The sequence below is a fragment of the Isoptericola sp. BMS4 genome (assembly GCF_011634835.1).
Taxonomy (GTDB): domain Bacteria; phylum Actinomycetota; class Actinomycetes; order Actinomycetales; family Cellulomonadaceae; genus Isoptericola.
Window position 1 is genome coordinate 3,653,806 of the sequence record NZ_SIRP01000001.1, and the last position, 13,459, is coordinate 3,667,264.

Sequence of the window (13,459 nt, forward strand, 5' to 3'; positions counted from 1 at the left end):
ATCTTGGCGCATTCCCGACGCGGGAATGCGCCAAGATCACGCCCACAACACTGTCGGGGGTCAGCGGCGGCCGCGGCGCCGGCCTGACGGCCGCTGCCCGCGGCGCGGCGCCGGGGGCCGGCCCCCACGCCGCGGCTCCTTCGACGGCGCCTGCCGCGACGAGGCGCCCTTCGGCCCCTTCGCCGACTCTGCCTTCGCCGACCCCGCCTGGGACGATCCCGTGCCCTCCGCGTCGCGACCACCGCGCCCCCGGGAGCTGTTGACCGTGCGGCCCCGCACGATCCCGATCATCTCCTCGACGAGCTCGGCGACGTCGTCCGGCAGGCCGTCCCGCAGCCAGGCGAGACCGACCGGCGCCTCGGGGCCGCCGTCCAGCACACGGAAGGTCGCGTCCTTGCGGTGGTGCAGCCGCGCCAGCGACATGGGGACCACGGTGGCGCCGGTGCCCGTCGCGACCCACGCGATCGCGTCCGCCGTCGTGGCGGGCGGCTCCGGGGTCACCAGGCCACCGGCGCCGTCGTCGTACGGCTGGGGCGCGCGACCCGGGAGGGGCGCGCCGCCCGCGTAGAGGACGTCGTCGCGGGCCAGCCAGACGACGTCGTCGGCGAGGGCGTCGGCGGTGACGGTCTCGTCCTCGTCGGTCGCGGCGAGCAGGTGGTCGCGCGAGACGACGACCACCGGCAGCTCGGCGTACAGGGGGATGGCGTGCAGCACGTCGGCGTCCACGGGCAGCCGCAGGACCGCGGCGTCCACCCGGCGTCCGGCCAACGCGGCCGCGGCATCGGCGGCGGGCACCTGGACCAGCTCCAGGGGGACGTCGGCGAGGCGCGCGCGCCAGGTGCGCGCCCACTTGCCGGGAGTAGCGCCCGGCACGTAGCCGAGCCGGAACCCGGCGGTTCCGCCGTCCGGGGCGTCGGCCACGGGATCGTCATTCACGCCACAAGGCTACGGTGCGCCCCGGCGCCGCCGCCGCGACTACCCTGGTGCCCATGGCCGGAACCCCCTTCTCCCAGCAGGTCCTCAAGCCGACGAACGCGGCGAAGAAGCTCGGGGTGTACCTGCCCGCCACGCCGCCGGAGTTCCAGGAGCACGGCACGACGCGCGCGGAGCTCGAGGAGCTCGAGAAGAACCCGCCGCAGTGGCTCGCCGACCTGCGCCGCCACGGCCCGCACCCGCGCCCCGTCATCGCCGGCCGGCTCGGGATCTCGATCGCCGGGCTCGCCCGCGGCGGCATCACCGACCCGCTGACCACCGAGGAGATCGACGAGCTGCGCGAGGATCCGCCCGCGTGGCTGGTCCGCGAGCGCGAGACGGCCGCCAAGGTGCGCGCGGAGGAGGACCGGCTGCGGTCCCGCGAGTCCCGCTGACCTCCGGCCTCGGGTCGGCACTCCGTCCCCGGGTCGGCAGACATGTGTGCCGACCCGGGGACGGAGTGCCGACCTGACGACAGCACTACGTCGCGCGGTCCGTGTGCCCCAGGGACATCTCGGGGGCGACAGCGTCGCGCACCGCCTTCTTCAGCGGCGGGATCTCGGGGAACCCGCCGCCGCGCGCCCGGTCCCACAGCAGCACGCCCGGGCGCCCGTCGCCGGGGTCGAGCTCCACGCGGAACACTCCCCCGGTCCCGGGGACGAGCGCGACCTCGCCCACCCGGGTGCGGAACGTGGTGAGCAGCTCCTGCGCCACCCACGCGGCGCGCATGAGCCACCGGCACTGCGTGCAGTAGGTGATCGCCACGCGAGCGGTCGACGGCGCGCCCTCGCCGGGGGCGGTGCTCTCGGGGTCCGTGGCCTGCGTCATGGCGACAGCGTAGGGCTGCCCAGGGGAACGTCGGGGACACTGGTCGGGTGCACCACGCCCCCGAGCCCGGCCCCGACCGTGTCCCCGTCCCCGCCGACCTCCGCGAACGTCTCGACGCCGTGCTGGGCGCGCTCGTCCCGTGGCCGGAGGACGGTTCGCGCCCGGACGGTCCCGTCGCCGTCGACGCCACCGACCGGCTGCTCCTCGACGAGGCCGCTCCCCTGCTCGCGACGGCGGGCCCCGGCGACGTCGTCGTCCTCGGCGACCGGTTCGGCGCGCTGACGCTCGGGGTGCTCGCGCTCGGGGCACCCGACGTGCGCACCCACACCGACGCCGTGACGGCCGAGGCCGCGATCGAGCACCAGCTGGCCGACGCCGACCGTCTGGACCTCGCGCGAGGCGACCGGGAACAGCTCGGGATCACCATGCGCGACGACGTCGACGAGCACCTCCTGGCCGGCGCCCGCGTCGTCCTGCTGCAGCTGCCGCCGTCGCTGGCGGAGCTCACCGAGATCGCGGAGGCGGTCGCCCGGTACGCCGCGGACGACGTCACCGTGCTGGCGGGCGGCCGGGTCAAGCACATGACGCGTACGATGAACGAGGTGCTGGCCGCGTCGTTCGCCGACGTGCGGGCCACACTGGCGCGGCAGAAGTCGCGGGTGCTTGTCGCGTCGGGCGTGCGGCCCGAGGCGCGGGACGCCGCCCCGTCGTTCCCCGCGCGCGCGGTCCTGCGCGACGCCGAGCTGCTCGCGGCCGCGACCCCCAGGGACGGCACGGCGCCCGACGGCCTCACCGTCGTCGCGCACGGCGGCACGTTCGCCGGCCCGGCGCTGGACCTGGGCACCCGATTCCTGCTCACGACGGCGGACAGGTGGCCCGCCGCGGACCGCGTGCGCGAGGCGCTGGACCTCGGCAGCGGCACCGGCCTGCTCGCCACCACGCTCGCGCTCCGGTACCCGGACGCCCGGGTGACGGGCGTGGACCGGTCGGCGTCCGCGGTCGCCTCGACGCGCGCGACGGCCGAGGCGAACGGGGCGGGCGAGCGCGTCGTCGTGCTGCGCGACGACGCCGGCGAGGACCTGCCTCCCGCGAGCGTCGACCTGATCCTGCTCAACCCGCCGTTCCACGACCGCGCCGCCGTGCGGACGGACGCCGCGCGCCGGATGTTCGCCGCGGCGGGGCGCGCGCTGCGCCAGGGCGGCGAGCTGTGGTGCGTCTTCAACACCGCCCTGCACTACCGGGAGGCGCTGACCCGCGCCGTCGGACCGACCGTGCACATCGCCCAGAGCCCGAAGTTCACAGTCACCCGGTCCCGTCGACGCTGAGGCTCCGGAGACGCAGCAGGCGGTCGCGCCCGCACGGCGTGGCGGGCGCGACCGCCTGTCGCGGTGCGCGGGACGTCAGCGGACGTCGACGACGTCCACGACGAACACGAGGGTCGCGCCGCCGGGGATGCCGGCCTGGGGCACGCCGCGCTGGCCGTAGCCGTGCTCGGCCGGGATGGACAGCAGCACGCGGTCGCCGACGTTACGGCCCACGAGGCCCTTGTCCCAGCCGCCGATGACGGCGCCCACGCCGATCGGGAAGTCGATCGTCTGACCGCGGTCCCAGGAGTTGTCGAACACGTCGCCGCCCCAGGTCTGGCCCAGGTAGTTGACGACGATGGTGCGGCCGGCGTCGACGACCGGGCCGGAGCCCTCGGCGAGGACCTGCACCTGCAGGCCGGCCGGGGCGTCGCCCTCGGGGAACGTGATGACGGGCTTGTCGCCGTAGCCGCCCGAGGCGGTGGGGAGGGTGGACACGGAGGTACCTCTTCTGTCGTGCGGGGTGCCGCCGGCCGGGGCCTGACGGCGGGGCGCGGTCCAGCCTACGCGGGCACGGCTCCGCCGGTCCGTGCCTCCGCGCTCGCGCCGGCCACGACGTCCCGCAGGGCCGCGAGGGCGGTGCGGGCGGGCGGCGTCGTCGCGGCGGCGTCGCGCACGACGGCGTGGATGGACCGGAGGGGCACGGGACGCACCACCGGGACGGCGACCGTGCCCGGCGGGAGGTGGACGGCACCCAGCGACGGGAGCACGGTGATGCCGACCCCGGCGCGCACCATCGCGATCGCGGTCGGGTAGTCGTGCGCCTCCACGTGGAACGACGGGCTGAACCCGGCGGCCGTGCACGCTTCCAGCAGGTTGCGCCGGCACCACCCGCGCGCGAAGTCGTTGTCCACCCACCGCTCACCGACCAGCTCGGCGAGCTCGATCTCGTCCCGCGCCGCGAGCGGGTGCCCGGCGGGCAGCACGACGACGTACGGGTCGTCGAGCAGGTGGTGGGCACGGAACCCGGTGCCGGGGTCGAAGGTCGCCTGAGCCACGACGACCTGCACGTCGGCGCGGTCGTCCGCGACGTCCGGGATCGTCTCGCGCAGCTCGAGGTCGAGCCGGACTCCGGGGTGCTCGCGGGTGAGCCGGTCCACGACCTGCGGCAGCCAGGCGGCCCCGACGGACGCGAAGTAGGCCAGGGACAGGCGGCCCGTGCGCCCGGCGCGCAGGTCCGCGACCACGGACTCCGCCTCCCCCAGCCGGGCGAGGACGCTGTCGGCCTGGGCGGCGAGCTCCAGGCCCGCGGCGGTGGGCCGCACGCCACGGCCCGAGCGTTCCAGCAACGCCAGGCCCGTCTCGCGCTGCAGCGCGGTGACGTGCTGGCTGACGGCCGACGGCGTGTACCCGAGGTTGGCGGCGGCCGCGGCGACGGACCCGCTCGCGACGACGGACCGGAAGATGCGCAGGCGATGGACGTCCAGCATCCATCCACCGTACAGCGAGGCTGAACGGTGCGGTAGAGATCAGGACTGGTGCTGAAGATTCCTGCGGACGACGATCGTCCCATGACCACGACCGCGACCCGCCCCGTACCACCACCCGCCACCGCCCGCGCCGGCGGGCTCACCGCCGCCGCCATGGCCGTGACCGTCGTGCTGTGGGCGTCGGCGTTCGTCGGGGTCCGGGCCGTGGGCCACGACGTCGACCCGGGTGCGCTGGCGCTGGGGCGCGTCGCCGTCGGGACCCTGGCACTCACCGCGATGGTCGTCGTGACGCGGGCCCGGCGGCGCGCCGCCCGGGGCACCGGTGCCGGGGCGCCCACCCGTCCGGGACGGCTGCCGCGCGGGCGACTCCTGGCCCTCGTCCTCGGGTGGGGCGTGGCGTGGTTCGGCGCGTACAACCTCACCCTCAACGCGGCCGAGCAGCACCTGGACGCCGGGACCACCGCGCTGCTCGTCAACATCGCGCCGATGCTCGTGGCGGTGCTCGCTGGCGTCCTGCTCGGCGAGGGCTTCCCCCGCCGGCTCCTGCTCGGCATCGCGGTGGCCTTCGCCGGCGTCGTCGTCATCGCCGCCGCCACCACGACCGGCCGCGTCGACGCCGCCGGCGTGCTGCTCGGCCTGGCGTCCGCCGTCCTGTACGCCGGGGCGGCCACGCTGCAGAAGCGCCTGCTGCCGCGCGTCGACGCCCTCACCATGACCTGGCTGGGCTGCGCCGCCGGCACCGTCGCGTCCCTGCCGTTCCTGGGCGACCTGGTGCGCCAGGTCGCCGCGGCGCCGCCGTCGGCCGTCCTCGGGATCGTCTACCTCGGCGTCTTCCCCACGGCGATCGCGTTCAGCACCTGGGGGTACGCGCTGACGCGGGCGAGCGCGGGGCGCACCGCGGCGGCGACGTACGCCGTCCCTGCTCTGGTGGTGCTGATGTCGTGGGGGCTGCTCGGCGAGGTGCCCGCCCCGATCGCGCTGGCAGGCGGTGTGCTGGCGCTCGCCGGCGTCGTCGTCGCCACCCTGCGCCGCCACTGACGAGTTGTCAGGGTGAGCGCGACGTATACCTCGCGCACGGTCTGACACCTTGCGCCGCGACGCGAGTTGTCAGGGCGTGCGCGGGGTATGCGTCGCGGAGGCCCTGACAACTCAGCGCAGGGCGGCGGCCTTGGCCTCCAGGACGCCGCGCTCGCGGGCGTTGCCGCACAGCCGTGCGGCGAGCGCCAGCTCGGCGCGTGCCTCGTCGGCGCGGCCGAGCTGTGCCAGCAGCTCCCCGCGCACGCTCGGAAGCAGGTACGTGCCCGACAGCACCTCCCGCGCGACCAGGTCGTCGACGAGCCGCAGCGCGGCCGATGGCCCGGAGGCCATCGACACGGCCACCGCCCGGTTCAGCTCCACCACGGGCGACGGCGCCACCCGGCCCAGCGCCTCGTAGAGCACCACGATGCGCTCCCAGTCGGTGTCCTCGACGGACCGGGCCACGTCGTGCTGCTCCGCGATCGCCGCCTGCAGCCCGTACGGCCCGAGCCCGCGCCCGACGGCGACGGCCCGCGCGAGCGCCGCACGGCCGCGCCGGACGGCGGAGGCGTCCCAGCGGCGGCGGTCCTGGTCGGCCAGCAGCACCGGCGTGCCGTCGGGCCCCGTGCGCGCGGCGAACCGGGCCGCGGTGAGCTCCATCAGCGCGAGCAGCCCCGCCGCCTCGGGCTCGTCGGGCACGAGGCGCCACAGCACGCGGGCCAGGCGGATCGCCTCGTCCGCCAGGTCGGTGCGCATCCAGTCCTCCCCGGCCGATGCCGTGGAGCCCTCCGTGAAGATCACGTACAGCACGTTCAGCACGGAGCCGAGCCGCTCGGCACGGTCGCTCGCCGGCGGCACCTCGAACGGCACGCGCGCCGCGGCGAGCGTCTTCTTGGCCCGGGTGATCCGGGCCTGCACCGTCGGCGTGGGCACCAGGAACGCCCGCGCGATCTCCTCGCTGCCCAGGCCGCCGACGACGCGGAGCGTGAGCGCGACGCGCGCCTCCTTGGACAGCACCGGGTGGCACGCGGTGAAGATCAGCGCGAGCCGGTCGTCGTCGATCTTGTCCGGGTCCCACAGCAGGTCCGCGTCGTCGCCGCCCGACGGCGGGGCGCCCGACGTCGCGTCGCCCTCGCCGAGGTCGCGGGCCAGGGCGGCGTACCGATCGTCCCGCCCGGAGCGGCGCCGGAACGCGTCGATGGCCCGACGCCGGCCGGTCGCCAGCAGCCACGCCGTCGGGTCGCGCGGCTCGCCGTCGCGCGGCCACGCCACGAGCGCCTCGGCGAGCGCCTCGGAGGCGACGTCCTCCGCGAGCGCGAAGTCGTTCGTGTACCGGGCCAGCGCACCGACGATCCGGGACGACTCGATCCGCCAGACCGCCTCCACGGCCCGCCGCGCGGCGGCGGGGTCCTCCTCCCGGCCGCGCCCCGCGGACGCGGCGGTGCCGCCGTCGGACGCGGGGTCCGCGGCGGCACCGTGCCCGGCGCTCACTCCGTACCGAGCTGCTCGCGCCACTGCTGCTCCTTCTGGATCCACTCGTTGTCCTGCGGGAAATCCTCCGGGCCGTTGACCCGGCGGACCTCGAGCTTGGTCCCGGGACCGCTCAGCGGGGCGCGCTTGGCCCACTCGATGGCGTCGTCCTTGGTCGGGACGTCGACGATCCAGAAGCCGTTGAACAGCTCCTTCGTCTCCCCGTACGGGCCGTCGGTGACGACCGGGGTGTCGCTCGAGAAGTCGACGACCGCGCCCTCGGAGGCGTCGGACAGCCCCTCACCGGCGGCCAGGACGCCCGCGTTCATCATCGACTCGTTGTAGCGGCCCATGGCGGCGATGACCTCGGTGAAGTCCATCCCCTCGAACTCCGCCTGCCCCTCGTCGGTCCCGCGCATGATCAGCATGTACTTCGGCATCGTGGATGCACCCTCTCGTTCGTCGTCGGTCGTGCCGGTCGGTCGTGCTTGGCGCCTGTCGTGGTGGTGCTCAGAGCTGGCCGGTGCGCTCGCGCCACTCGCGCTCGCGCCGCACCCACTCGTTGTCCTGCGGGAACTCGTCGATCGACGGGATCCGGCGGATCTCGGACTTCATGCCCGGCCCGGCCAGCGGCGCCTTCTTGGCCCAGGCGACGGCGTCGTCGATCGAGGGGACGTCGAGGATCCAGTAGCCGTTGAACAGCTCCTTGGTCTCGCCGTACGGGCCGTCGGTGGCCACCGGCTCGTCACCGGAGTAGTCGACGACGACGCCCTTCTCCGGCTCCTCGAGCCCCTCGGCGGCCACCAGCACGCCGGCGTCGATCATCTCGGCGTTGAAGCGGCCCATCGTGGCGAGCAGCTCGTCGAAGTCGATGCCGGAGCTCTCGAAGGCGGCCTGCGCCTCGTCGCTGGCCCGCATGATCAGCATGTACTTGCCCATGGTTCTCGTCTCCCGTGCTCGGCAGGAGCCCCGCTCGGGCCCCTTCTCACTCCCAGGTCGAACGGGACGACGCCGGATCGACATCGCGTCGACACGAGTTTTCCGGACGGCCACCGCTCCCGCTCGCCATGGTGACGTGGATCACTTGCCAAGCCAAGCTAATAGGATTAGCTTACTGGCTATGAGAACCCAAGAACTCCAGCGGCTGACACGTCCCGAGGGGCGGATCGCCTACACCGACACAGGCTCCGGCCCGCTCGTCGTCGCCGTCCCCGGCATGGGCGACCTGCGCTCCACGTACGACGACCTCGCCCCCGCGCTCGTGGACGCCGGCTACCGCGTCGTCGTCACCGACCTGCGCGGCCACGGCGACTCCGACACCACGTTCACCACGCACGGCGACGTCGCAACGGGCACCGACCTCGTCGCCCTCGTGGAACACCTCGACGCCGGGCCGGCGGTGCTGGTCGGCAGCTCGATGGGCGGGTCGGCCGCCGTGTGGGCCGCCGCCGAGCGCCCCGACCTGGTGCGCGGCCTGGTCCTGGTGGCCCCGCACCTGCGCGAGACGGCCTCGCCCGCCCAGGCCCGCACGTACCGCCTGCTGTACCGCGCGCTCTTCGCCCGCCCGTGGGGCGCCGCGGCCTGGGCGTGGCTCTACACCTCGATGTTCGCCAAGGGCCGCCGCTCCGCCCGACACGCGCAGCACGTCGCGGACATCCGGCGCAGCATGGCCGACCCCGCCCGCCTCCGCTCCTTCCGCGACCTCGCCGTCGCGCTCGACCACACCGTGATCGAGCCTCTCGTCCCCCGCGTGCAGGCGCCCGCCCTCGTCGTCGGCGGCGAGCTCGACCCCGACTACGACGACGCCGGCGCGGAGCTGGACCGGATGCGGGACGCCCTCGGCGGGGCGGGGCTGCTCGTGCCCGGCGTCGGCCACTACCCGCAGCACCAGGCGCCCGAGGCCGTGACCCCGTCCGTCCTCGAGTTCCTCGCGGGTCTGCCCGCCCCGTCCCCCGAGGGAGGCGAGCGTGCCTAGGGCCGGCCTCTCCCCCGACGCCGTCGTGGGCCTGGCGCTCCAGATCGTCGACGACGACGGGCCGGGCTCGCTCACCCTCGCCAAGGTCGCCGGACGCGCGGGCGTCGCCACCCCGAGCCTGTACAAGCACGTGGGCTCGCTGGCCGCGCTGCGACGCGCCGTCGCCACCGTCGCGGTCCGCGAGCTCACCGCCGCCGCCTCCGCCGCGACCGTCGGCCGGTCGGGCCCCGACGCCGTCCGCGCCCTCGGGCGAGCCTGGCGCGACTACGCCCTAGCACACCCCGGCCGGTACGCCGCCACCCAGATCGGCCCCGACCCGGACGACCCCGCGGACGCCGAGCGCCGCGAGGCCGCCGCCGAGAGCGTGGCGGTCGCCGCCGCGGCCCTGCGGGCGTTCGGCCTGCCCGACGACGGTCTCGTCGACGCCGTGCGCGCCGCCCGCTCCGCGATCCACGGCTTCGTCACCCTGGAGCTCGGCGGCGGGTTCCGCATGCCCCAGGACGTCGACCGGAGCTTCGAGACCCTGCTCGACATGGTCACGGCCGGGATCGCGTCCCTCGGCGACGCCGCAGGCCCGCACCCCCACCCGAAGGAGAAGGCATGACCGCCGCCCGCTGGACCTCCCTCGGTGCGGTCGCCGCCGCGTTCGCGCTGCTGCTGTTCCCCGTCCTGCGCCCCTGGCCCGACGAGTCCGTCCCGAGCCTCGCGCTCGCCGCCGAGTTCGCCTCGGACCGCTGGGTGCTGGCGCACCTGTGCGGGATCGCCGGGCTCTGGCTCCTGGCCCCGACCTTCCTGGGGCTGCGCGCCCTCCTCGGCGGCCGCGCGGCGCCCGGGGCCCGTGCCGCGGGCGCCGCCGTGGTCACGGCCTGGGCCGGGACGGTGCTGTGCACCCTCTACTACGGCGCGGAAGCCTTCGGCATCCACACCATCGCCCGGGCGTCGCTGCGCGCCGGCAACCCGAGCCTGCTCGCCGACGTCGACGCCCTGCGCGACCAGCCCGCGGCCCTGGCGCTCTTCGGCGTCGGGCTCGCCCTCGTCGCGGCCTCCGGCGTGCTCGTCGCCGTCGCGATGTGGCGCGGCGGCACCGTCCCACGCTGGTCGGGCGTCCCGCTCGCCGCGAGCCTGGTGCTGTACCTGCCGCAGTTCTTCGGCGGCCCGGGGCTGCGGGTGGCCCACGGGCTGCTGGCCTGCCTGGGCCTGGTGCTCGTGGCGTCTGCCGCCGCGCGCCTCCCAGCAGGACGGACGACGCGGGCCACGGGTGGGGCCCCGGGCACGACGACGGCCGGCCACCCCGAGGAGTGACCGGCCGTCGTGCGGGACCGCCCGTGGCGGCGCGGCGTCAGTCGCCGCTGTTGAAGATCGCGATGATCCGCAGGATCTCCAGGTACAGCCAGACCAGCGTGACGATCAGGCCGAAGGCCGCCGACCAGGCGAACTTGGCCGGGACGCCCTGCTCGACGCCGCGCTTGATGGAGTCGAAGTCCATGATCAGCGACATGGCCGCGAGGCCGACGGCGACCAGGCCGACGATGATGCCGATCGGGCCGGAGCGCAGGCCCCAGCCCTCCAGGACGCCCGTCCAGGTGAGGACCACGTTCACGAGCGAGAACGCCAGGTAGCCGACCATCGCGACGATGAGCCACCGGGTGAACTTCGGCGTGACGCGCACCTTGCCGGACTTGAAGAGGAACAGCGCGGCGCCGAACGTCGCCATCGTCGCGACCACCGCCTGGAGCACGATCGTGGACAGCGCCGTGTTCGAGTCGCCGACCGCGATCGAGGCGAACGCGATCGAGATGCCACCGAGGAACACGCCCTCCGCGACCGTGTACGCGATGATGAGTGCCGGGCTGGGCTGCTTCTTGAACGCGTTGACCAGGCCGAGCACCAGGCCCGCGATCATGCCGACGGGCCACAGGCCCGGAGCGAGCTGCCACGTCGCCGCCGCGACCACGACGAGCAGCGCGAGCAGCCCGCCGGTCTTCATGATCACGTCGTCATAGGTGAGGCGCTTGGTGTCCGCCGTCGTGGCGGACGGCGCGCTGTACATGTTCTCGAGCGACGCCGCGTCGGCCGCCTGCGCACCCGCGGTCCCGGCGCCGTAGGCGGCCTGGCCGTACTGCGGCTGCTGCGGCGCGGTGGCCGTCCCGCCGCGGCGCGCGCCGGTGCGGCGGGGCTCGCCGAAGACGTCGCTGTTCGAGAAGACGGGATTGCTCATGAACTCCTCCTGGTCGCGGCTGCCGGGTGCCGACGACGGGTCGTCGCGCGCGCAGTGCCGGGTCGCTGGCCGTGCATCCATGCTAGTGAACGCTCGACCGCGGCGATACGTTCCCGTCGCCGCCGACGGCGAGCAGGCAGGGTGGTGCGGACCTCCCTAGGCTCGGAGAGAGCACGCGCAGAGCGCGCCGCCGGCCCCACCCCGTCGACCCCGAGGACACGCATGATCGAGGCTCACGCACTGAGCAAACGCTACGGACCCAAGCTCGCCGTCGACGACGTGAGCTTCGTCGTCCAGCCCGGCGTCGTGACCGGCTTCCTCGGGCCCAACGGCGCCGGCAAGTCCACCACGATGCGCATGATCATGGGCCTGGACCGGCCCACCACCGGGCACGTCACCGTGAACGGCAGCCCGTACGCCCGCCACGAGCGGCCGCTGGCCGAGGTCGGCGCCCTGCTGGAGGCCAAGGCCGTGCACCCCGGGCGCACGGCACGCCAGCACCTGCAGGCGCTCGCCACCACCCACGGGATCGGCGACCGGCGCGTCGACGAGGTCATCGAGCTGACCGGCCTCACCGCCGTCGCCCGCAAGCGCGTGGGCGGCTTCTCCCTCGGCATGGGACAGCGCCTCGGCATCGCCGTCGCGCTCCTGGGCGACCCGCGCACCCTCATCCTCGACGAACCTGTCAACGGCCTCGATCCCGAGGGCGTGCTGTGGGTGCGCAACCTGGCGAAGCACCTCGCCGCGCAGGGCCGCACCGTGTTCCTGTCCAGCCACCTCATGAGCGAGGTCGCGCTCACCGCCGACCACGTGATCGTCATCGGCAGGGGCCGCATCCTCGCCGACACCCCGGTCCAGGACCTCGTGGACGGCGCCTCCCGCCGCACCGTCCGGGTGCGGTCACCGCAGGCCACCGAGCTCGCCGAGGCGCTGCGGCGCGACGGCGCCGAGGTGACGCCGACCGACGACGGCGCCCTCGAGATCGCGGGCTCCGACGCGGCGCGCGTGGGCGAGACGGCCGCGGCAGGAGGCCTCGTGCTGCACGAGCTCACGCCCGTGGCCTCCACGCTGGAGGACGCCTACATGGCGCTCACCGCCGACGCGGTCGAGTACCACGCGGGCGACGTCGCCGACGCCGCCCCGCACGAGACCGGGCCGGCGCCGGCCGCCGCAGGCCCGCAGGACCCGACCGCACAGCAGGGAGACGCCCGATGACCGCCGGCACCGGCACCACCACCGCCCCGGCGCCGAGCACCGTGACGGTGCGCCGGGTCAGCTTCCCCCGCGTCCTGGCCTCGGAGTGGATCAAGTTCCGCACGCTGCGCTCCACGGTGTGGACGGCCGTCATCACCGCGGTCGTCATGATCGGCTTCGCGCTGATGATGGCCTCCCTGATGAACATGGCCGCCTCCACGCCCGAGATGCGGGAGGGCATGGCGTCCGACCCGGACATGCAGGCCATGGGCATGACGGGCACCACGGTGATCACGCTCGGCTACTCGTTCGGGCAGCTGGCGATCGCCGTGCTCGGCGCGCTCATCGTCACCAACGAGTACTCGACGGGGATGATCCGCTCGACGTTCGCCGCGGTGCCCCACCGGCTGCCGACCCTGTGGGCCAAGCTGCTCGTCATCGTCGCCACGACGGTGGTGGTCATCGCCCTCGCGCTCGGGATCGCCTACCTCGTGACGATGCCGATCCTCGACTCGGCGGGGCTGCCGGTGGACCTGTCCGACCCGACGCAGCTGCGCTCGGTCGGCGGGTGCGTGCTCTACCTCGCCACCGTGGCCGCGTTCGCGCTGGCGATCGGCACGCTGTTGCGCCACTCGGCCGGGGCGATCTTCACCCTCGTGGCGCTGTTCTTCGTGCTGCCGATCATCTTCTCGATCGTCGTCGGCGCCACCGACGCCGCGTGGGCCGAGTGGGTGAACAAGCTGCTGCCCAGCGTCGCCGGCGAACGCGTCATCGCCACCGGCCCGACGCCCGACAACCTGCTGGAGCCCTGGACGGGCTACGCCGTCCTCGCCGGGTACACCGTGGCGCTCCTCGCCGCCGCGGCCGTCACGTTGAAGCGCCGGGACGCCTGACCGTTCCGGCCCGCCCTGGGAGGGGCGGGCCGGGGGTGCTTGTCGCGAGGCCGGTCCGCTCGGCCGCTCGTTCCTCGCGGCCTCCTGCCAGGCCCAGC

Annotated in this window: 16 protein-coding genes; 8 read left to right on the forward strand and 8 right to left on the reverse strand. The window is 75.0% G+C overall.

Annotated elements, in window-relative coordinates; translation table 11 throughout:
• Nucleotides 1-60: 60 nt before the first annotated feature.
• On the reverse strand, nt 61-936 hold the full coding sequence (locus EYB28_RS16430; RefSeq protein ID WP_240930605.1) for a LysR substrate-binding domain-containing protein: 876 nt from the start codon (nt 934-936) through the stop codon (nt 61-63).
• A gap of 53 nt (nt 937-989) precedes the next feature.
• On the opposite strand from EYB28_RS16430, the gene EYB28_RS16435 reads away from it, so the two are divergent.
• Nucleotides 990-1,367, forward strand: a complete 378-nt coding sequence (locus EYB28_RS16435; protein WP_166850043.1) for a DUF5997 family protein — start codon at nt 990-992, stop codon at nt 1,365-1,367.
• Nucleotides 1,368-1,452: 85 nt separating this feature from the next.
• Here EYB28_RS16435 and EYB28_RS16440 read toward each other — a convergent pair whose 3' ends face one another.
• Nucleotides 1,453-1,800 carry a SelT/SelW/SelH family protein gene (locus tag EYB28_RS16440; protein WP_166850046.1) on the reverse strand — a complete coding sequence of 116 codons (348 nt, stop codon included), beginning with the start codon at nt 1,798-1,800 and terminating at the stop codon, nt 1,453-1,455.
• 47 nt (nt 1,801-1,847) lie between these two features.
• Here EYB28_RS16440 and EYB28_RS16445 point away from each other — a divergent pair, with 47 nt between their 5' ends.
• On the forward strand, nt 1,848-3,125 hold the full coding sequence (locus EYB28_RS16445) for a methyltransferase (RefSeq protein ID WP_166850049.1): 1,278 nt from the start codon (nt 1,848-1,850) through the stop codon (nt 3,123-3,125).
• 75 nt (nt 3,126-3,200) lie between these two features.
• Here EYB28_RS16445 and EYB28_RS16450 read toward each other — a convergent pair whose 3' ends face one another.
• Together EYB28_RS16450 and EYB28_RS16455 are read right to left on the reverse strand one after the other, a co-directional pair.
• Nucleotides 3,201-3,602: an FKBP-type peptidyl-prolyl cis-trans isomerase gene (locus EYB28_RS16450; protein ID WP_166850051.1), complete on the reverse strand. Its 402-nt coding sequence runs from the start codon at nt 3,600-3,602 to the stop codon at nt 3,201-3,203.
• Nucleotides 3,603-3,667: 65 nt separating this feature from the next.
• Nucleotides 3,668-4,594 (reverse strand): LysR substrate-binding domain-containing protein, encoded by a 927-nt coding sequence (locus EYB28_RS16455; RefSeq protein ID WP_166850053.1) that lies wholly within the window; start codon nt 4,592-4,594, stop codon nt 3,668-3,670.
• A gap of 81 nt (nt 4,595-4,675) precedes the next feature.
• Between EYB28_RS16455 and EYB28_RS16460 the strand changes: the two genes are divergently transcribed.
• Nucleotides 4,676-5,632 carry a DMT family transporter gene (locus tag EYB28_RS16460; protein WP_166850055.1) on the forward strand — a complete coding sequence of 319 codons (957 nt, stop codon included), beginning with the start codon at nt 4,676-4,678 and terminating at the stop codon, nt 5,630-5,632.
• 111 nt (nt 5,633-5,743) lie between these two features.
• Here the strand turns inward: EYB28_RS16460 and EYB28_RS16465 are convergent, their stop codons facing one another.
• From EYB28_RS16465 to EYB28_RS16475, 3 genes are all read right to left on the reverse strand, one after another.
• Nucleotides 5,744-6,997 carry an RNA polymerase sigma factor gene (locus EYB28_RS16465; protein ID WP_205711056.1) on the reverse strand — a complete coding sequence of 418 codons (1,254 nt, stop codon included), beginning with the start codon at nt 6,995-6,997 and terminating at the stop codon, nt 5,744-5,746.
• Between the two features lie 101 nt (nt 6,998-7,098).
• Nucleotides 7,099-7,521 carry a YciI family protein gene (locus EYB28_RS16470; protein WP_205710945.1) on the reverse strand — a complete coding sequence of 141 codons (423 nt, stop codon included), beginning with the start codon at nt 7,519-7,521 and terminating at the stop codon, nt 7,099-7,101.
• A 70-nt stretch (nt 7,522-7,591) separates the two neighbouring features.
• Nucleotides 7,592-8,020 carry a YciI family protein gene (locus tag EYB28_RS16475; RefSeq protein ID WP_166850056.1) on the reverse strand — a complete coding sequence of 143 codons (429 nt, stop codon included), beginning with the start codon at nt 8,018-8,020 and terminating at the stop codon, nt 7,592-7,594.
• 181 nt (nt 8,021-8,201) lie between these two features.
• Between EYB28_RS16475 and EYB28_RS16480 the strand changes: the two genes are divergently transcribed.
• The 3 genes from EYB28_RS16480 to EYB28_RS16490 are packed head-to-tail and all read left to right on the forward strand — an operon-like array spanning nt 8,202 to nt 10,358.
• Nucleotides 8,202-9,056 (forward strand): alpha/beta fold hydrolase, encoded by an 855-nt coding sequence (locus tag EYB28_RS16480; protein WP_166850058.1) that lies wholly within the window; start codon nt 8,202-8,204, stop codon nt 9,054-9,056.
• Nucleotides 9,049-9,660, forward strand: coding sequence for a TetR/AcrR family transcriptional regulator (locus EYB28_RS16485; RefSeq protein WP_166850060.1), 612 nt, complete (start codon nt 9,049-9,051; stop codon nt 9,658-9,660). Before EYB28_RS16480 ends, EYB28_RS16485 begins: the two co-directional genes overlap by 8 nt.
• Nucleotides 9,657-10,358: a hypothetical protein gene (locus EYB28_RS16490; RefSeq protein ID WP_166850062.1), complete on the forward strand. Its 702-nt coding sequence runs from the start codon at nt 9,657-9,659 to the stop codon at nt 10,356-10,358. Before EYB28_RS16485 ends, EYB28_RS16490 begins: the two co-directional genes overlap by 4 nt.
• Nucleotides 10,359-10,395: 37 nt before the next feature.
• Here the strand turns inward: EYB28_RS16490 and EYB28_RS16495 are convergent, their stop codons facing one another.
• Nucleotides 10,396-11,274 (reverse strand): Bax inhibitor-1/YccA family protein, encoded by an 879-nt coding sequence (locus EYB28_RS16495; protein WP_166850064.1) that lies wholly within the window; start codon nt 11,272-11,274, stop codon nt 10,396-10,398.
• Between the two features lie 222 nt (nt 11,275-11,496).
• On the opposite strand from EYB28_RS16495, the gene EYB28_RS16500 reads away from it, so the two are divergent.
• Both EYB28_RS16500 and EYB28_RS16505 read left to right on the forward strand, forming a co-directional pair.
• Nucleotides 11,497-12,489, forward strand: coding sequence for an ABC transporter ATP-binding protein (locus EYB28_RS16500; protein ID WP_166850066.1), 993 nt, complete (start codon nt 11,497-11,499; stop codon nt 12,487-12,489).
• Complete coding sequence (locus EYB28_RS16505; protein WP_166850069.1) at nt 12,486-13,361, forward strand: ABC transporter permease subunit; 876 nt, start codon at nt 12,486-12,488, stop codon at nt 13,359-13,361. Before EYB28_RS16500 ends, EYB28_RS16505 begins: the two co-directional genes overlap by 4 nt.
• Nucleotides 13,362-13,459: the final 98 nt, after the last annotated feature.